This is a genomic window from Paenochrobactrum pullorum (genome assembly GCF_041929845.1).
GTDB classification, from domain to species: domain Bacteria; phylum Pseudomonadota; class Alphaproteobacteria; order Rhizobiales; family Rhizobiaceae; genus Paenochrobactrum; species Paenochrobactrum pullorum.
Genome location: NZ_JBHEEH010000005.1, coordinates 131,172 through 150,402 on the forward strand (window position 1 = coordinate 131,172; position 19,231 = coordinate 150,402).

The 19,231-nt window shown below is 50.2% G+C and carries 18 protein-coding genes; 6 read left to right on the plus strand and 12 right to left on the minus strand.

All coding sequences use genetic code 11. From position 1 onward, the window contains the following. Nucleotides 1-126: 126 nt before the first annotated feature. From htpX to purH, 4 genes are all read left to right on the plus strand, one after another. Nucleotides 127-1,083 carry a zinc metalloprotease HtpX gene (gene htpX / locus JNC77_RS10210; RefSeq protein ID WP_374832087.1) on the plus strand — a complete coding sequence of 319 codons (957 nt, stop codon included), beginning with the start codon at nucleotides 127-129 and terminating at the stop codon, nucleotides 1,081-1,083. 56 nt (nucleotides 1,084-1,139) lie between these two features. Beyond that, a complete protein-coding gene (locus JNC77_RS10215) occupies nucleotides 1,140-2,474 on the plus strand; it encodes an RsmB/NOP family class I SAM-dependent RNA methyltransferase (protein WP_374832173.1) in 1,335 nt (444 codons plus the stop codon). 187 nt (nucleotides 2,475-2,661) lie between these two features. Then, on the plus strand, nucleotides 2,662-4,377 hold the full coding sequence (locus JNC77_RS10220) for a heparinase II/III family protein (RefSeq protein ID WP_374832089.1): 1,716 nt from the start codon (nucleotides 2,662-2,664) through the stop codon (nucleotides 4,375-4,377). Nucleotides 4,378-4,517: 140 nt separating this feature from the next. Next, the gene (purH, locus tag JNC77_RS10225; RefSeq protein WP_374832091.1) at nucleotides 4,518-6,134 is read left to right on the plus strand and encodes a bifunctional phosphoribosylaminoimidazolecarboxamide formyltransferase/IMP cyclohydrolase; all 1,617 of its coding nucleotides are present in this window, start codon (nucleotides 4,518-4,520) and stop codon (nucleotides 6,132-6,134) included. Between the two features lie 66 nt (nucleotides 6,135-6,200). Here purH and JNC77_RS10230 read toward each other — a convergent pair whose 3' ends face one another. The 7 genes from JNC77_RS10230 to ffh form a co-directional block, all read right to left on the minus strand. Continuing rightward, nucleotides 6,201-7,517 carry an MFS transporter gene (locus JNC77_RS10230; RefSeq protein WP_374832175.1) on the minus strand — a complete coding sequence of 439 codons (1,317 nt, stop codon included), beginning with the start codon at nucleotides 7,515-7,517 and terminating at the stop codon, nucleotides 6,201-6,203. A 120-nt stretch (nucleotides 7,518-7,637) separates the two neighbouring features. Continuing rightward, nucleotides 7,638-8,285, minus strand: a complete 648-nt coding sequence (locus JNC77_RS10235; RefSeq protein WP_374832093.1) for a TPM domain-containing protein — start codon at nucleotides 8,283-8,285, stop codon at nucleotides 7,638-7,640. 13 nt (nucleotides 8,286-8,298) lie between these two features. After that, on the minus strand, nucleotides 8,299-9,171 hold the full coding sequence (locus JNC77_RS10240; protein ID WP_374832095.1) for a TPM domain-containing protein: 873 nt from the start codon (nucleotides 9,169-9,171) through the stop codon (nucleotides 8,299-8,301). Nucleotides 9,172-9,188: 17 nt separating this feature from the next. After that, a complete protein-coding gene (locus tag JNC77_RS10245) occupies nucleotides 9,189-9,809 on the minus strand; it encodes a LemA family protein (protein ID WP_374832097.1) in 621 nt (206 codons plus the stop codon). Nucleotides 9,810-10,020: 211 nt separating this feature from the next. Continuing rightward, a complete protein-coding gene (gene rpsP, locus JNC77_RS10250; protein ID WP_374832099.1) occupies nucleotides 10,021-10,425 on the minus strand; it encodes a 30S ribosomal protein S16 in 405 nt (134 codons plus the stop codon). A gap of 61 nt (nucleotides 10,426-10,486) precedes the next feature. Then, nucleotides 10,487-10,813 (minus strand): chorismate mutase, encoded by a 327-nt coding sequence (locus JNC77_RS10255; protein WP_374832101.1) that lies wholly within the window; start codon nucleotides 10,811-10,813, stop codon nucleotides 10,487-10,489. 2 nt (nucleotides 10,814-10,815) lie between these two features. Then, a complete protein-coding gene (gene ffh / locus JNC77_RS10260) occupies nucleotides 10,816-12,387 on the minus strand; it encodes a signal recognition particle protein (RefSeq protein WP_374832103.1) in 1,572 nt (523 codons plus the stop codon). Between the two features lie 492 nt (nucleotides 12,388-12,879). On the opposite strand from ffh, the gene JNC77_RS10265 reads away from it, so the two are divergent. Then, complete coding sequence (locus JNC77_RS10265; RefSeq protein WP_374832105.1) at nucleotides 12,880-13,707, plus strand: lytic murein transglycosylase; 828 nt, start codon at nucleotides 12,880-12,882, stop codon at nucleotides 13,705-13,707. Between the two features lie 73 nt (nucleotides 13,708-13,780). Here the strand turns inward: JNC77_RS10265 and JNC77_RS10270 are convergent, their stop codons facing one another. From JNC77_RS10270 to JNC77_RS10285, 4 genes are all read right to left on the minus strand, one after another. Beyond that, nucleotides 13,781-14,470 carry a carbonic anhydrase gene (locus JNC77_RS10270; RefSeq protein WP_374832107.1) on the minus strand — a complete coding sequence of 230 codons (690 nt, stop codon included), beginning with the start codon at nucleotides 14,468-14,470 and terminating at the stop codon, nucleotides 13,781-13,783. Between the two features lie 85 nt (nucleotides 14,471-14,555). Then, nucleotides 14,556-15,440 (minus strand): pyridoxal kinase PdxY, encoded by an 885-nt coding sequence (pdxY, locus tag JNC77_RS10275; protein ID WP_374832109.1) that lies wholly within the window; start codon nucleotides 15,438-15,440, stop codon nucleotides 14,556-14,558. Between the two features lie 13 nt (nucleotides 15,441-15,453). Further along, the gene (locus JNC77_RS10280) at nucleotides 15,454-15,753 is read right to left on the minus strand and encodes a hypothetical protein (protein ID WP_374832111.1); all 300 of its coding nucleotides are present in this window, start codon (nucleotides 15,751-15,753) and stop codon (nucleotides 15,454-15,456) included. A 187-nt stretch (nucleotides 15,754-15,940) separates the two neighbouring features. Then, the gene (locus JNC77_RS10285; protein WP_374832113.1) at nucleotides 15,941-17,437 is read right to left on the minus strand and encodes a CoA-acylating methylmalonate-semialdehyde dehydrogenase; all 1,497 of its coding nucleotides are present in this window, start codon (nucleotides 17,435-17,437) and stop codon (nucleotides 15,941-15,943) included. A 148-nt stretch (nucleotides 17,438-17,585) separates the two neighbouring features. Here JNC77_RS10285 and JNC77_RS10290 point away from each other — a divergent pair, with 148 nt between their 5' ends. Further along, entirely contained in the window at nucleotides 17,586-18,467 is an 882-nt protein-coding gene (locus JNC77_RS10290) for a LysR family transcriptional regulator (protein ID WP_374832115.1), read from the plus strand. Here the strand turns inward: JNC77_RS10290 and JNC77_RS10295 are convergent. Beyond that, nucleotides 18,464-19,117, minus strand: coding sequence for a YoaK family protein (locus tag JNC77_RS10295; RefSeq protein ID WP_374832117.1), 654 nt, complete (start codon nucleotides 19,115-19,117; stop codon nucleotides 18,464-18,466). The genes JNC77_RS10290 and JNC77_RS10295 overlap by 4 nt on opposite strands. Nucleotides 19,118-19,231 lie beyond the last annotated feature (114 nt).

Genomic DNA, 19,231 nt, shown 5'->3' on the forward strand with positions numbered 1-19,231 from the left:
AAAAGTGTGAAGCGGTTTTCAGAAAAAGATGCGCGTAAAACAAAGGACAAGAGCATTTTCAGTGATTCAATTTAAACTGAGAATGCTCTAATATGATAATTTGCACATCGTTTCAGGAGATAGCCAATGAACATGACAAGAACAGCCATGCTGATTGCCTTGATGACAGTCATGTTTATGAGTGTCGGTTATCTGTTGGGCGGCAGCGGCGGCATGCTGATTGCACTGCTGATTGCTATTGCCATGAATGCGATCGGCTATTGGAATTCAGACAAAATGGTGTTGCGTATGTATAATGCGCAAGAAGCCGACGAGCGTACAGCGCCTGAATATTTCCGTATTGTCCGCGGTCTTGCTGCCAATGCCGGTTTGCCGACACCTAAAATCTATATCATCAATGAGGATCAGGCCAATGCTTTTGCCACCGGACGCAATCCGGAAAACGCAGCTGTTGCCGCAACAACCGGCCTGTTACAGCGTTTGACACCGGAAGAAATTGCCGGTGTGATGGCACATGAACTGGCCCATGTACAAAACCGTGATACATTGACAATGACGATCACCGCCACCTTGGCCGGTGCAATTTCAATGCTCGGCAATTTTGCACTTTTCTTCAGCGGCAACCGTGAAAACGGCAATAATATTTTAAGCATTATCGGCACGATCATTGCGATGATTGTCGCCCCTTTTGCAGCCATGATCGTGCAAATGGCAGTAAGCCGAACCCGCGAATATGCTGCCGACCGCAGAGGCGCTGAAATTTGCGGCAATCCGCTTTGGCTTGCCTCGGCTTTGAATAAAATTGCCCGTAGTGCCAAAACGACGGTTAATGAAGAAGCCGAGCATAATCCGGCAACGGCACATATGTTTATTATCAACCCGCTTTCAGGACGCGGTGCAGATAATTTGTTTTCAACCCATCCGGATACTGATAATCGCATTGCAGCTTTGCAGCAAATGGCGGCAGAGATGGGCATGTCTTATTCAACCCCTTCATCATCAGCAGTACGTGGCCCTTGGGGCAGCGCTGCAGAAAATAATGATGATCAGGGCTCAACCGGCTTTAAAGGACCGTGGTCGTGAACCAAACAAAAAATAACAATGCCGGAAAAAAACGGATTTTCAAACAGCATAATGACATGTTCGACCGTCCGGGTCTGGCAGCACGCCTTTGTGCGCAGCGCCTGCTTGGCGCAGTCATTGAAAAAAACAGCTCCCTTGACGGTTTGACCGATAATAATACCGGCAATGCGCAATATCTGGCGCTCGAGCCACGTGACCGCTCTCTTGTGCGCGCGATCCTTGGCACATCTTTGCGCAATCGCGGCACGATTGAACAGACAATCAGCCGTTTGCTTGATCGTCCGCTGCCGGAAAATGCCCATTCTCTGAAACATCTTTTGCATGTGGCAACCGCCCAAATCCTTTATCTTTCGGTGCCGGATCACTCGGCCGTCGATCTGGCTGTCACGGCTGCCGACAGTGATCCGCGCAACCGCAAATATGCCGGTCTTGTGAACGCAATTTTACGTCGTATTGTGCGCTCAAAAGAAAAGGTGCTGGCACATGCTGCCAAAACCGACCAAGCCGCCAACAATGTGCCTGCATGGTTCAATGATATGTTGATTGCCGCTTATGGCGAGGAAAAATCTGCCAAGATTTTGCAAATGCAAACCTATGAGCCGCCCATTGACCTCACTGTCAAAGGCGACCCGAAACATTGGGCTGAGGTGCTAAATGGCACTGTTTTGCCAAATGGTTCTGTGCGTTTGGGCTCGTTTGAAGGCTCGCTCACCGATTTGCAAGGTTTTGAAGAAGGCGAATGGTGGGTGCAGGATATGGCTGCAAGCCTGCCCGCCCGCCTGATGGGTGACTTGAAGGGCAAAAAAGTGGCCGATCTTTGCGCGGCTCCAGGTGGGAAAACCGCCCAACTCGCGCTTGCCGGTGCCGATGTGACCGCTCTTGATCTCTCCGCCAATCGCTTGAAACGCCTGCAAGGTAATTTTGACCGTCTGAAACTGCCGGTTAAAACACACCAAACTAACCTTATGGACTATGAACCGGAAGAGCTTTTTGACGCTGTCCTTCTGGATGCGCCTTGCTCATCCACCGGCACTGTGCGCCGCCATCCGGATGTGCCTTGGACAAAAACACCCGACGATCTGGCAAAGCTTGCAACCGTGCAGGCCAATCTGCTGGCGCGTTCAGTCGACTTCGTCAAGCCGGGTGGAATTATTGTTTTTTCCAATTGCTCGCTGGATCCGCTTGAGGGCGAAGACGTGGCAAGGGCAGCGCTCAAAAATCCGACATTGGAAGCCTATCCGATTACGGCACAAGATTGTGAAGGGATCGAAAACCTCATCACCGTTGAAGGTTTTTTACGCTCGACTCCTGCAGATATGCCGCATGAAGATCCGCAACTTGCAGGGATGGACGGATTTTTTGCCGCCCGTTTTCGTAAAAAAATGTCATAGTCCGGTTTTAAATAACTGATACCCCAATGAATTGTGAGTTTTAACCTATACAGTAGATTACTGTTATGGTTAACACTCGATTCACCATTCTTGTAGCATTATACACTTAGAAGAGAAGGCCTGTGATTTGGCCTTTTGCTGACCAATGACATATAATTCCGTAAATTCAGGCAAGGAGACCGGCCGCGTGACTGTCGCCCTCAGCGAAACCCCGCATTTATGGGGACTGGCTGCCGCACAAACATGGCGGCGCTTCAGTCGTCGTTTGCGCATGGGGCCGCTATATCGCTGGCGCTTTACCGGGTTCACTCCAGAACGCATTCTTATTGCGCCGCCTGATTTGCGCGTCGCTGACCCGCAACTTGCACAAGAATTTTACCACGGGCGTTTTGCACTCGCCGGACGCATGGTGGAAACCGGTGGTTTTTCACCTTTCGCCGTTGAACCGCCAACCCATGCTTGGGAAGCAGCATTGCACGGTTTTGGCTGGCTGCGTCATATGCGCAGTGCCGAAACAGACCTTGCCAAAGCCAACACACGTGCACTCGTTGACGACTGGATCAAGCTGCATAGCAAACGCATCAATGGCATGGCATGGGAGCCGGAAGTCACCGCACAGCGCATAATTGCTTGGCTTCAGCATTCCAATTTGATTTTGGAAGGGGCAGAACTGCCGGCATATCGTAAATTTATGCGCTCGCTTGCCATGCAAGTGCGTTATTTGCGCACTGTTGCTGCGGTGATGGATGATGGTGAAGAAAAACTTCGTGCCCGCATTGCGCTTGCATTTGCCTCTCTTGCATTGCCGATGTCGCCATCAACAGTGCGCGCTGCCAAGCGCAATCTGGAATATGAGCTGAACCGCCAGATTTTACCCGATGGCGGCCATATTTCGCGCAATCCCGTCACCGTACTGGAATTACTGGCCGATCTTTTGCCATTGCGACAAACCTATGCCAATGGCACCGAAACACCGCCTAAAGCACTGATTGAAGCAGTCGAGCGCATGCTGCCGGCTTTGCGTTTTTTCCGCCATCAAGACGGAAGTCTGGCACTTTTTAACGGTGTGGGGCCAACGCTGCCAGAGCGCATTATCTCTGTTTTGCGTCATGATGAAACCGCAGGCGCGCCGCTCACCCATGCGCCTTATTCCGGCTATGAACGCTTATCGATGGGGTCGACTACGATTATTGCCGATACTGGCCTGCCGCCACCGGTGACTGCATCGCGCGATGCCCATGCCGGCTGTCTATCATTTGAAATGTCATCCGGTCGCCAGCGCTATATCGTCAATTCGGGTATCGACCGTTACGGCCCTGCCGAGTTCCGCCCACTCGGGCGTTCAACAGCGGCGCACACAACAGCCACCATCAACGATACATCATCCTGCCGTTTCAGCCTCACTTCAGGCCTGTCCAAAATGCTGGGCACGCCGATCATTGCAGGCCCCATCAAAGTGCATCGTGAGCATATCGAAGATATCGGCACGCAAGGTTTTCTGGCAAGTCATGACGGCTATGCACGTCTTTTCGGCATTCATCATGAGCGCCGTGTTTGTCTTTCCCATAGCGGCAGTATCATTCAAGGCTCAGACCGCTTTTATCGTGAAGACGGCAAGCCGATGGGCGGCAAAACCCGCGATATAATTGCCGTGCGCTTCCACGTTCACCCATCCGTTCATGTGGAATTTAACGAAGACGGTTTGCTGGTGCTTTCTGCCGAGCGCGATGACACATGGGCTTTTTCCTGCTTTGAAATAGCGCCGCAACTGGAAGACTCAATCTTCTTTGCCGGTTTCCGCGGGCCTGTGCGCAGCAAACAAATTGTGCTGCATTTTTCCGGTTCCGAGCTGGAACAGGTCAATTGGCAGCTGACACGCATCGCCCTTGGCAATTATGTTTGAGACAAAAGAGCTCAAAAAGTCTTCAAATGAAGGATTTTGACATTAAAAGTTACAAAGACCGGCTTTTAAGATAGGATTCATCCGCCCCTTGTGCTAACCCGCAGCCATCCCCTCACGTTTCATCAACGAAGAGAATTTCCATGGCTGTTAGTTCCAAACATATCCCCGCCCCTGATCTGTGTCAGGTGCGGCGCGCGCTGTTGTCTGTATCGGATAAAACCGGTCTTATCGAATTTGCTCAAGCTCTGCATGATCAGGGTGTTGAACTGCTGTCCACCGGTGGCACGGCAAAAGCAATAGCCGCTGCTGGTATTCCGGTGCGCGATGTGTCCGAAATTACCGGTTTTCCGGAAATCATGGATGGTCGTGTCAAGACATTGCACCCATCGGTGCATGGTGCTCTGCTTGCTGTCCGCAATGATCCGGAACATGTCAGTGCCATGGAAGAACATAATATTCACGGCATTGATCTGGCTGTCATCAATCTCTACCCGTTTGAAGAAGTGCGCTACCAAGGCGGCGACTACGATACAACGGTTGAGAATATCGACATTGGTGGCCCTGCAATGATCCGTGCATCGGCCAAAAACCATGCTTATGTGACAACTGTTGTTGACCCGCAAGATTATGCGCTGGTTGTTGCAGAGCTGAAACAAAACAGTGGTTCATTGCCATACGCCTTCCGCCAACAGATGGCTGCAAAGGCGTTTTCACGCACTGCCGCTTATGATGCAGCCATTTCCGGCTGGTTTGCTGAAAGCCTTAGCCAAGAAGCACCAAAATGGCGCTCGCTTGCAGGCACTTTGCATTCGGTCATGCGTTATGGTGAAAACCCGCATCAGAAAGCTGGCTTTTATCTCACCGGTGAAAACCGCGCCGGTGTTGCAACAGCCACCCAGCTTCAGGGCAAGCAGCTTTCTTACAACAATATCAATGATACTGATGCAGCTTTTGAGCTGGTTGCCGAATTTGACCCTGCCCGAACCAGTGCAGTAGCAATCATCAAGCACGCCAATCCATGCGGCGTGGCTGAAGGTAACAGCATTAAAGATGCTTACCTTAAAGCTTTGGCTTGCGATCCGGTTTCAGCCTTTGGCGGTATTGTAGCTCTCAACAAAACCCTGGATGCAGAGGCTGCCGAAGAAATCGTCAAAATCTTCACCGAAGTGATCATTGCGCCTGATGCAACTGAGGAAGCACAAGCAATCGTTGCAGCCAAGAAAAACTTGCGCCTGCTTACCACTGGTGGTTTGCCCGATCCACGTAGCCAAGGCATTTCAGCCAAAACCGTTGCTGGCGGCTTGCTGATCCAGTCACGCGACAATGGCAATATTGATGACCTCGATCTGAAAGTTGTCACCAAACGCACACCTACTGACGCTGAAATGAACGACCTCAAATTCGCGTTCCGCGTTGCCAAGCACGTTAAATCCAACGCAATCGTCTATGTTAAAGACGGTGCAACTGTCGGTGTTGGTGCAGGCCAGATGAGCCGCGTGGATTCTGCCCGTATTGCAGCGCGAAAAGCAGAAGATGCGGCAGAAACCGCTAATCTGGATGCGCCACTCACAAAGGGTTCAGTTGTTGCATCCGATGCGTTCTTCCCGTTCGCTGACGGTTTGCTGTCTGCTATTGAAGCTGGTGCCACGGCAGTTATCCAGCCGGGCGGCTCCATGCGTGATGATGAAGTGATCGCTGCTGCTGATGAACATGGCATTGCTATGGTGATGACCGGCATGCGCCACTTCCGTCACTAAGCATTACCGATTGTTTAAACAAATACACCGCCGGATGATTTCGGCGGTGTTTTTTGTATTTCAATTTTAGACTTTTGCTGCCGGATAAGGCGTTCTTGCAATCAGCAATAACCCGCCAATAAAAAATGCCAGCAGCACAGCCATACCGAGACGCGGCGAACCAAGCGCCATTGTCACTGTCGCCACTAAAAACGGCGCCACAAAGCTGGTCGCACGACCAGCCAATGCGTAAATGCCAAAATAACGCCCTGCTTCTTCCGGTTTGACGCTACATGCAAACCATGAGCGCGATGAAGCCTGCACCGGGCCAAAAGCAAATCCGATCAGCAAACCATAAACCAGATAGGCTCGCTCAGCACCGGTGGCAAACAGCCCTTCTCCATCAAGGCCAAATGTCAAAAGCCCGAATAAAGTATAGTCGGTTCCGGTTGAAATAATCCCCACCGTTGCAATCAGCAACAAGATGAGAGAGGCAATCACAATCGGCTTGGAGCCAAAAACGGCGTCACAACGGCTGGCAATCAGACAGCCGAAAATCGCCACTATATTGAGAATAATGCCAAAAATCCCGACTTCCGTGATTGTCCAGCCGAACATGGCGGCAGCAAAACCGCCCCCCAGCGCCAGCAAGGCATTAACACCATCCTGATAAATCATCCGTGCGATTAAAAACCGCACGATGCCGGAGCGCTGGCGCACTTCATTTAATGTTGCTTTCAGCTCGCTCAAGCCCGACCGGATGGCAGGCATCAAGCGCGACGCTTTAGGAGAATCGGGCGTGAATAAAAACATCGGCAGAATGAAGATAAAATACCATACGGCACTTAAAGGTCCTGTGATACGCGCATCTTCGCCCGTCACCGGATCAAGTCCCCATAAAGGCTTGATACCGATCAGCGTGGTGCCGGTTTCGGGCGATGCCGCCAGACATGTCACCACAAAAATCAGCATAATCATGCCGCCTAAATAACCAAGTCCCCAAGCAATATTGGAAATACGGCCAATATCTTCGCGCGCAACCAAGCGCGGCATCATCGAGTCATTAAAAACAATCGAAAATTCTGCCGCGACTGACGCCAGTGCAAAAAAGATCAACACCACCACAAGCGACGAGCCGGGTGCCGCGAACCATAGCATTGCCAGGCAGATGATTTTAATGGCTGCGAAAAAGCCGATCCAAGGCTTACGTGCTCCTGTTTTATCGGCAACCGCACCCAAAACCGGAGACAGTATAGCAATCACAAATCCGGCGATGGCCACACCATAGCCCCATGCGGCTTGTCCTTGCGCCGGATCTTCCGCCATACGCGCAATAAAATAAGGCCCGAAAATAAAAGTGGTCACAACGGTGAAAAATGGTTGTGCTGCCCAGTCAAACAGCATCCAGCCCCAAATGCCGCGTTTGGGTGTTGCTAAAACGCGTGGCGCACCCCGTTCCAACTCAACCAAAAAATATTCCTAACCTGTTTTCGGCTGAGCCGGTCAATCTTGCCAAATCAAGTCTTATAGTTCGACCAGTTTGTCTTCCAGCTCGTTTATACTGTTTCCATCATCCGGAAAGTGTTTTTTCAATAATTGTCCCGAAAGTGTAATGGCCTCAACAAAACCATCAGTCAGTGCACCTTTTTTAGCATGGTTCATCAACATAGCAACAATAGCATTCCACTCTTCTTGTTCCACTTTCGCATGGATACCAGCATCCGCAACCACTTCAGCGTAATGTTCAGCCAATGAAACAAACAGCAAAATGCCGGTACGTTGCGAAGTCAGATGCACATTACGCGCTAAAAACTGCTGCACCGCATTGAGATGTGCGCGCTTATAAAGAATGCGTCGCGGCACCAACAAAACCCGTAAATTAGGCAAAACCCACAACAACAACATCGCACAGACAAATGCGCCCAAAATTGCCAGACCAAAACGCGGCAAAGCGATATCAAACCAATAATAATGCGCCAGAAAAGCCATCACCACAGCACTTAATAAAATTCCGCAGGTAAACACAAAACCGGCAGCGAAGAAATAATCGTCACTGCGGCGTGCCAGCACGGCATAAATTTCGCCATTCGTGCCTTTTTCCGCTTCGGCAATTGCCGTGCTAATCAGCTTATGGCCAACTTCGTCAACATGCTGATGTGTTTGATTCCTCATGAAAACTGATCCATTACCAACTGCCCGAGGCGCCGCCGCCGCCGGATGACCCGCCACCGCCGGAGAAACCACCACCGCTACTGCCACCGCCGAAACCACCACCAAAACCACCGCCGCGACCTGAACCGCCACCCGATCCGCCTTGTGAGCGCATGTCGAAGGTCATGCCCAACCATACATAACGACCAGGTGCGATTTTTTGCCCAAAAATCGGTACCATAACAGCCATGCCGAAGCCGCCAAAAAAGATACTGATCCAGAAAATCAGGAAGATGACTTCAATCCAGTCGACATCGCTCGAAGCACTATTGGCATTGCGTTTGGCACGTGCTTGCAACTCTGCTCCATCGCCGGAAAGCACGGCTATAATGCCGTCAACACCTTTGGAAATGCCCGCCGAATAATCACCGTCACGAAAAGCCGGCAAGATAATGCTTTGAATAATGACACTTGAAAGTGCATCGGTCACAACACCTTCAAGCCCATAACCCACTTCAAGACGAACTTTGCGGTCATTGGGTGCTACAACCAGCAAGAGGCCGTTATTTTCTTGTTTCTGCCCAAGCGCCCAAGCCCGAAACAACTGATTGGAATAGGTTTCGATATCCGAGCCCTTCAGGCTCGGCACTGTAACCACCACCACCTGATCGGATGATATTTTTTCAAAATCGGCAAGTTTTGCAACAAGCTGGGCGCGCGTTTGCGGGTCAATCACATTGGCCGCATCAACAACCCGCCCGGTAAGGGTGAGTTCGGCCGCTGGCTTATCCTGTGCAACTCCTGCTCCCGAATAGAGGCAGAAAATTGCAAAGACAAAAACTACCAACACATCCCGTAAATTCTGCAATTTACGGGATTGTTGTTTGAGAATGATACCCTTGCCCATCTTCAAAGCACCAAAGATCAGAAATTGACCTTAGGCGCCTGCTGGCTGGCTGCGTCAATGCTGAAAGTCGGCATTGGCTCGCTATCGCGGAACCAGAACATCTTCCACAGCATGGTGGGCATGGTTTTTAAGCCAGTATTATAAACGCGAACCGCTTCAATATAATCGCGACGTGCAACCGCTATACGGTTTTCAGTACCTTCAAGCTGTGATTGCAGCGCCAAGAAGTTCTGGTTGGCTTTCAGATCAGGATATTTTTCCACCACTACCATCAAGCGTGACAATGCACTGCTCAGATTGGCTTGATTATCCTGAAATTGTTTAAACAATTCTGGATTGTTGAGCATTTCAGGCGTTAATTGCACCGAAGTTGCTTTTGAGCGCGCTTCAACAACTGCAGTCAGTGTTTCCTGCTCATGGGCGGCATACCCCTTGACTGTTTCCACCAGATTCGGGATCAGGTCAGTGCGGCGCTGATACTGGTTAAGCACCTCGCTCCACGCAGCTTTGGCCTTCTCTTCATTGGTTGGTATGGTGTTAAATCCGCAGGCGGATAATAAAGGCATCAAGATCGCAAGACCAAGAAATAAAGCCAAACGGGAAAATCGGGAACGGGACGCAGTCATCGCAGTGGACATATATATCTCCTGATATAAAGCGCTTGTCTTATCAACTCATTATAAAATCAATCTGCTCGGTTCACTCAAGCTATATGTCATTGAGTTTAACCTGAAAAGCATAAAAGAAAAGCGGCAGAAAATCCGCCGCTTTCATATTCTTAATATAAACTTGCAAGAAAGATCAGGTTTCAATGCACTCACTGCATAAAAACCAATCTTTTCAGGATGATTATTCGCTTGCAGCTTCTTCAGCTGGTGCAGCGGCAGCAGCAGCGGCTTCAGCAGCCTTTGCAGCAGCTTCTTCTTCTGCCTGCTTAGCCATTGCCAAACGTTCCTGAGCTTTTTTACCTGGCACACCCTTGGTTGGGTTGCTGCGGGTTTCGCGCTTGGAAACACCAGCCTGATCGAGGAAGCGCAATACGCGGTCGGTTGCCTGTGCACCGTGACCGAGCCAATGAGCGGCGCGTTCGCCGTCAACTTTTACGCGTTCTGCGTCTTTGGCAAGCATCGGATTCCATGAACCGATGATTTCCAAGAAACGACCGTCGCGCGGGCTGCGGGCATCCGCAACAACGATGTGGTAGTAAGGACGCTTTTTAGAACCGGCACGTGCCAGACGAATTTTAAGGGCCATAGTTTTTTTCCTTAGAGTAAATTAAGAGATCTGACCGTCAGGGCAGAACAATGTTATGCAGCTAGCTAGCAGCAGTTTCGTTTTCACCGTGTTTAGCGGCGGTATGTTCATGATGCCGAATAACTTCTTTCACGATGAAGTTGAGAAATTTTTCAGCAAAATCCGGATCAAGATTTGAATCTTGTGCAAGAGCACGAAGACGCGCCACCTGACGTTTTTCACGTTCTGGGTCGGCAGCGGCCAAGCCTTGCTCAGCTTTCAAAATGCCGACCGCTTTGGTGCAGCGAAAACGCTCGGCCAGCATATGAATAAGAGCTGCATCAATATTATCAATCGAGCTACGCAGCGCGAGTAACTCAGCAGGCGTTGAATTTGCTTCGCTCATCATACTCACTTCTTCTTTGGCAAGCCCGGAAGGCCGCCACCAAGACCAGGTAATTTAGGGCCGCCGAGACCAGGCAAACCACCGCCTAAGCCCGGCAATCCACCTTTGGTCAGCCCTGCAGCCTCAGCTTGTTTTTGCAAGGCTTCGAGCTGCTTCGGATCCATTTTCGACAGATCAGGCAAACCGCCACCAAGGCCACCCATACCGCCACCAAGGCCACCAAGCCCCATCTTGCCGGCAAGGCCGCCCATCATCTGTTTCATCATGCCGCCTCTGCCGCCCTTGCCCATGGCTTTCATCATATCAGCCATCTGACGATGCATTTTCAAAAGCTTGTTGATGTCGGCAGCATTGGTGCCCGAACCTTTGGCAATACGTTGTTTGCGGCTATGCTTTAGCAAATCGGGATTTGCACGCTCTGATTTAGTCATTGAGCTGATGATTGCCAATTGACGGTCAAAAAGCTTGTCATCCAGACCGGCGGCAGCCATCTGATCTTTTGCTTTGCCCATGCCCGGCATCATACCCATGATACCGCCCATGCCGCCAAGCTTTTTCATCTGGCCAAGCTGATCAGCAAGATCGTTGAGATCAAACTTACCGGACTGCATTTTCTTGGCCATTGCCGATGCTTTTTCAGCATCAATGGTTTCAGCAGCTTTTTCAACAAGGCTGACAATGTCGCCCATGCCAAGGATACGGTCGGCGATACGCTTTGGATGGAACTCTTCCAGAGCATCCATCTTTTCGCCGGTGGCAATCGCTTTGATCGGCTTGCCGGTAATAGCGCGCATCGAGAGAGCCGCACCACCACGGCCGTCACCGTCCATACGGGTGAGAACTATACCGGTAATACCAACGCGCTCATCAAAGTTACGCGCCAGATTAACGGCGTCCTGACCAGTGAGGCTATCGGCAACAAGAAGAATTTCATGCGGGTTGGAAACGGCACGAATTTCGTCCATTTCCACCATCAGCGGCTCGTCAATATGGGTACGACCCGCAGTATCGAGGATCACCACATCATGGCCTCCAAGCTTTGCAGCTTGTACAGCGCGCGCAGCAATATCAACCGGCGACTGACCGGCAATAATCGGCAATGTATCAACGCTGACCTGTTCACCCAGCTGGCGCAGCTGTTCTTGTGCAGCAGGACGGCGGGTGTCAAGCGATGCCATCAGTACTTTTTTGCGCTGACGTTCGCTTAAGCGTTTGGCAAGTTTACCGGTCGTGGTGGTTTTACCCGAGCCTTGCAAACCGACCATCATAATGACAACCGGAGCCGGTGCATTCAGATCAATCGAAACACCTTCGGTGCCGAGCATTTCAACCAGTTCGTCATGAACGATCTTGACGACCATCTGACCCGGTTTGATGCTTTTAAGAATTTCTGCGCCGACAGCTTTTTCGCGAACTTTATCGGTAAAAGAACGAACAACTTCCAGCGACACATCCGCTTCAATCAGCGCGCGTCGCACTTCACGCAGGGCTGCCGCTACGTCGCTTTCAGAAAGAGCGCCACGTCCGGTCAGTCCATTGAGAATAGAGCCTAAGCGCTCCTGAAGTGATTCAAACATTCTTTTTCCTTACAGTTCCGGCAAGCATTATGAAAAACACCCGCAGAATGGTTGTTATGCGCCCGAAAGACAAATGAAAAAACAGCCAAAACGAAACGACACCCGAGGGCGCATCGCGCTGTCGGATGTGTACCTCCGGGATCGTTTTATACCAATGCGGGTCCCGGTCGGCGGCTCAAACAAAATAATCAGGTTTGCAGAACAGTTTTCTTAAATCGTAAAAAAGCCTTTGAGTCAAGAATTCCTTAAAAAGCCGCTCTCAACAATTATGCAACAGTTGTGCCAAATTATAACTTCTGACACCGCATTTACCATTAAGACCGCCCAAAAATGCCATGATCAAGCCATAACTGGTGATTTCTCACACATATTCGCCCCCGACAACCCATGACAAAGAAAGTATTAGCATAAATTGATCTAGTATTGATTATGACATTTGTTCATGTGGTATCAATTTCAAAATTAACTCGAATCATTATTCAGGAGATTCTAATGGCACTGTCTGCCACAGGTAAATTCTCAATAGCTGCGGCTGGCCTGCTGCTTGCCGGCATCATTGGAACCGGTGCCGCCAATGCTGCCCAATGCGGCAATAATGCTGCCGGCTATAATACATGGTTAAAGCAAACCATTGCTGAAGCCCCGGCACGCGGTATCGGCAAGGCCGGCATCAATGCATTGGCCAACACCAAATATGCAACCGCAACCATCAACGCAGACCGCAATCAGAAAAGCTTCAAGCTATCTTTGAAAGAATTCATGCAAAAGCGTGGTTCGGATACGATTATCAAGCGCGGTAAAGCCCATAAGCAGGCTAATGCTGCGCTGTTTGCCAATATTGAAAAGCGTTACGGCGTTCCGGCCGGTCCGCTTCTGGCGATCTGGGGTATGGAAACCGGTTTCGGCAGCTATCTTGGCAAGCAGCACACACTTTCAGCCGTTGCAACACTCGCCTATGATTGCCGCCGTTCGGCTTTCTTCACTGAACAGCTTTATGCAGCGCTTACATTGATCGATCGTCAGGATCTCAATCCAAACGCAATCGGCGCAATGCATGGTGAAATCGGCCAGACCCAGTTCCTGCCTGCCAATGTTTTGAAATACGGCGTGGACGGTGACGGCAGCGGTCATATCGATATGATCAACTCTAAAGCCGATGCTCTGGCTTCCACTGCAAACTTCCTCGTCGGTCACGGCTGGAAACGCGGTGCCGGTTATCAGCAGGGTGAACCAAACTACGCAGCCATTCAGGGCTGGAATGCGGCTACAGTTTACCAGCAGTCTATCGCCATTATGGGCAAAGCAATCGACGGTAAATAATCGTCAAAATACAAACATTAAAAAGCCCGCCGGAAAGATAATCCGGCGGGCTTTTTTATAGATTTATTCGATCTTAAGAGGCTGATTTTTCGGCAGCAGGCGCCGGTATCACAAATGGATCATCGATATCAGGACGTTTGAAATCACCGGTTTCTTTATCCATTACCCACAATTCACCGGTTGAAATATCAAACCATGCGCCATGCAGGCTGATACGCCCCTTCTTCTCCAAAATGTCGACGCACGGGAAAGTACGCAAATTCTGGATCGAATAGCGGATCGAAATACGCTCCAATGCCGTGTGGCGTTCGCTGTCTGTCATCAGCGTATTGGCGATAACACTTTCCGCGGCAGGTGCGAGAATGCTCATCCATTTGCCGATAAAATCACCCGGCGACAATGGTGCGTGATCCGGCGACAATGCCGCTTTAATACCACCGCAGCGGCCATGCCCAAGCACAACAATATGTTTAACCTTGAGGCTTTGAACCGCAAATTCAAGCGCCGCAGAGGCTGCATGATATTCGCCATCCGGTGTATAAGGCGGCATCAGGTTTGCGACATTGCGCAAAACGAAAATTTCACCCGGAGCGGTATCAAAAATAATTTCAGGTGCCGCGCGCGAGTCGCAACACGCAATCACTAATGTCTGAGGTGTCTGACCAATGTCAGCAAGCTCACGATAACGGGCTGTTTCATGAGCAAAATGATTGTTCATGAAATTACGATAGCCACTGAGGAGTGTGTCTGGAAGATCTGCCATGCCTCTCAAATATCCCTATCGATATTTAAGATCAATAAAATAACACAAGCTGCGTTATTTTTTTGAAGGAAGTAAAAACATAATCCTATGCGCGCAAGTTTTTACCCGGATGCATGAGACGGCGCATCTGCACCATTGCCATCGGTGTTGAAAGACTGGCCGCATCGGCTTCCAGCATCAGTTCATCTGCGCCACGTTTTGCAGCGCGCACCATAATTTCAAACACAGAAGCCGTTGTGGATTGCAGCGCTTTCTCATCTGACATGCCGTCGAGAATACGGGCAAGGAAAAGTGCTGCCGTCAAATCCCCCATGCCATTTGTCGGGCCTTCTACATGACGGTGCTCTGCTAAATAAGCATGACCATCCGTCACCAGAAGATTACCTGTCGAGCCATTCAACATACCGAAAGAAGATGTCACCAACATACGCGCAGGGCCTAAATCCAGCGCTGCTTCCATCAGTTTTTCATTGTTTTCCAGCTGCACACCACTCAGCCATGCCAATTCAAACCGGTTTGGCGTTGCGATATCGGCCAAAGGCAGTAATTCATCGCGGATCGCTGCAGCCGTTGCCTCCGGCACATAAAGCCCTTCACGATCACCAATCACCGGATCACATAAATAAAGGGCTTTGGGATTGCGCTTTTTAAGTGCCATGATCAATTGCGCAGCCGCTTTCGCCTGTTCTGCATTGCCCAGATAACCGGTCAGTACCGCCCCCACTTCGCCAAGCCATGGCGCGCGTTCCATATCTTCCATCAGCTGCTTGAACTGATGCACTTCCGGCACAATGCGTCCCGCTGGCCCGTGACCTGTGTGCCACGGCAAAATGACCGTAGGCACAGCCCAGACCGGATGCGCCAGCGTTTCCAATGCAAAAACCGCGGCACGATTGCCGACTGAGCCACGCACCACATGACTTGAGATTACAATAACGGCGGTATTATCAGCGGCAGTTGTATTTGGCATTTTGCTATCCGGTTTAGACTTGCAATAAATAAAGAACCAGCCACACCATCATGGCCAGCATAATTATCAGACCCAATATCCGCCCGAAGCGCGTTGCCCAGACTTCAACCCGATCTTGCGCATCAAGATCACTTGCTTTCAAGTGCTCCCGACCGCGGTTAAAGCTTCGCGCGATGACACCTGTCGCACCAGAGCCGGTTTCTAATTTTATGCGAGCCAGTATGTCTTCCGATTCAGCCTTGCGTGTATCATCATATCTTTTTGATGAAAAAGCATTTTCTTTTTCATCTGAGCCATCTGCTTTTTGCTGCATAACACCATCCGGTAGATTTTTTTAGCGACCAGATCAGATCAATAGTGCAGCAGTGTTAGCGCTAAGCTCAAATCCTGCAAGTGAAAAAACACGCTTAAGAAAGAAACCCCGCCATAACTGACGGGGTTTCTTTATTATGTGACGCATATCACAACCGTAAAGGTCAAGGACATGCAAAACAGATAAATTAGTTCATAGTTGGGATAACAAATTCCGCACCATCTTTAACACCTGACGGCCAACGTGAAGTCACGGTTTTGGTCTTGGTATAGAAACGGAATGCATCGGTACCGTGTTGGTTCAAATCGCCGAAGCCTGAACCTTTCCAGCCGCCGAAAGTGTAATAAGCGATTGGAACAGGAATTGGTACGTTAACACCAACCATGCCAACCTGAACACGCGAAGCAAAGTCACGTGCCGCATCACCGTCACGGGTGAAGATTGCAACACCATTACCATATTCATGTTCATTGGGCAGAGCGAGCGCTTCTTCATAAGTTTTTGCACGAACAACTGCCAATACAGGACCGAAAATTTCTTCCTTGTAAATAGACATATCCGGCGTGACATGATCGAACAAGCAACCGCCGAGATAGAAGCCGTTTTCATAGCCCTGCATCTTGAAGTTACGGCCGTCAACAACGAGCTTGGCACCTTCTTTAACGCCTGCATCCACATAACCGCGGACGCGATCAACAGCTGCTTGTGTTACCAATGGACCATAATCAGCGCCACCATCAGTTGACGGGCCGACACGCAGAGCTTCAACGCGCGGGATCAATTTTTCCATCAGGCGTTCTGCAGTGTCTTCACCAACAGGAACAGCAACCGAGATCGCCATGCAACGCTCACCAGCGGAACCGTAACCGGCACCAATCAAAGCATCAACAGTCTGATCCATATCTGCATCAGGCATAATCAGCATGTGGTTTTTCGCGCCGCCGAAGCACTGGACGCGCTTGCCGTTAGCACAACCACGGGAGTAAATGTAATGGGCAATTGGTGTGGAACCAACAAAGCCGATTGCTTTTACATCCGGATCATCGAGCAGCGCATCAACGGATTCTTTGTCGCCATTGACGACATTGAAGATACCAGCCGGAAGACCAGCTTCCATGAACAGTTCTGCCAAACGCATCGGTACGCCCGGATCACGTTCCGAAGGCTTCAGGATAAATGCGTTACCGCAAGCAATAGCAGGGCCGGCTTTCCAGAGCGGAATCATTGCAGGGAAATTGAACGGAGTGATACCTGCAACAACACCCAAAGCCTGACGCATTGAATATGTATCAATACCTGTACCGGCTGAATCAGAGAACTCACCTTTCATCAGATGCGGTGCACCAAGGCAAAATTCGATCACTTCAAGACCGCGCTGGATGTCGCCCTTGGCATCAGGAATGGTTTTGCCGTGTTCACGGGCAAGCAATTCTGCAAGGCTGTCATATTCAGCTTCAACCAGCTCAAGAAACTTGCGCAACACGCGGGCACGGCGCTGCGGGTTGGTAGCTGCCCATGCCGGTTGTGCCGCTTTTGCATTTTCTACAGCTGCACGTACTTCGTCTTTGGTTGCCAGAGCAACTGTGCCGCGCACAGTGCCGTCAAGCGGCTGGAACACCTCAGTGGTGCGTCCGCTTTTACCTTCAACGTTCTTACCGTTGATAAAATGGCCGTATTTCAACATCGAAGACCTCCCTGAAAAATCTCAAGTCCGGCTACCGATCATCATGAATTCGATAAACCGCCTGAAAACATAATTGCTCTGCAAAATAACAATTGCAACTGCTCAAAAAGAGTATCCGTTGTGCAAAAACTATAGTAATAGTCATTTCATGAATTGGGATGATATTCGCATATTTTTAGCTGTCGCCCGCTCCGGCCAAATTTTGGGCGCAGCGCGCAGACTTGGTATTAACCACACAACGGTGGCACGCCGCCTCACCGCTTTAGAATCAGCTTTGTCAACCACATTGCTTTCCAGACGCACCAACGGTTCCAGCCTGACACAGGCAGGCGAAGAGTTTTTGCTGGCGGCGGAACGGATGGAAGCGGAAATGCTGGCCGCACGTGCTCATGTCGGCAATGCCGATATTGCGGTTGCCGGAACAGTGCGCATCGGTGCGCCCGATGGTTTCGGCGTCACTTTTTTGGCGCCACGGCTTGCCAAACTTACCGCACAATATCCTGATCTGACCGTGCAGCTGGTACCAGTCCCACGCTCTTTCTCGCTCTCGCGTCGTGAAGCCGATATTGCCATTACGGTGGAGCGCCCCGATCAAGGACGGCTGGTTGCCAGAAAGCTCGTTGATTATACACTCGGTCTTTATGCCCATAAAGATTATTTGGACGAGCACGGCATTCCGCAAACGGTCGACCAATTATCAAACCATCGCTTGATCGGCTATGTGGAAGATTTAGTGATCAATCCATCCCTTGCCTATGCACCTGAAATCAGCCGCGATTGGCGGCCGGATTTTGAAGTTTCCAGTGCACTTGGCCAGATGGAAGCGGTGAAAGCCGGTGCCGGTATTGGTATTTTACATGCCTTCATCGCGCGTGAGCATCCTTATTTGATTCCGATCTTGCCGGAGCGTTTTATCAAGCGCTCTTATTGGCTGGCCTATCATGAATCAGCAAGGACATTGCGTCGTGTTACCGCCATTTCAGCGCTGATATCGCAGCTGGTAGAGCATGAAAAACGGCTTTTCCTTTAATCTTTGAAGAGTTTCAACAATCGGAAAATCAGCACTGCCGAGATAATCAAAAACGGAATGCTGAGCGCCATCAGTCCCAACCAGAAATCGGCAAAGCCACCGCTGATTGCTCCGAGCATCAGCGCGAGCCAAACATAAAAATGCTCAAGCCAGCGTCCTTTCGGCACTTCTCCGGTGATGGCGCGGGCCAGATCGGCAGCACAACTGAATAAAGTTCCGGTTACATAAGTAGCGCCCAGCTTTGCCGTACCGCGCTGTTGTAATGACGCGTTTTGCATACCCATAGCGGCTGCAAGCAATAAAGTCGGCTGCAAATAAACCATATCGGCCTGTTTCAATGCAATCACCACGCCGATAAGGATCAGCACCCCCATGAGCACAAAAATGTTCCCATTATGGACAAAAACGCTCATCATCAGCGTGCCTAAAAATGCGCCGGTGAAAAACAAAATGATAAGCGCTGCCGGAAACCAGACCATCACCTGACCGGTTGAGTTGGGATGCCCCATCAGGCCAATCCCTAACTGAGTCGTATTACCGCTCATGAAGGAGGCGAAAAAACCACCCAGCTGCAAAAAGGCAATTACATCCACAAAACCAGCCGAAGCTGTCAACAAAAGCCCAGCAATTGTTCTGCTGTTAAAAGACAAGTTTTACACCACCCCTTACACTTTCAGGCTTCTTACATGCCATTTCTCAACATAGGCTGCAAATTCTATCGTTAAAATCAATGGTGTATATTTTTGTGGATCATAATCATAATG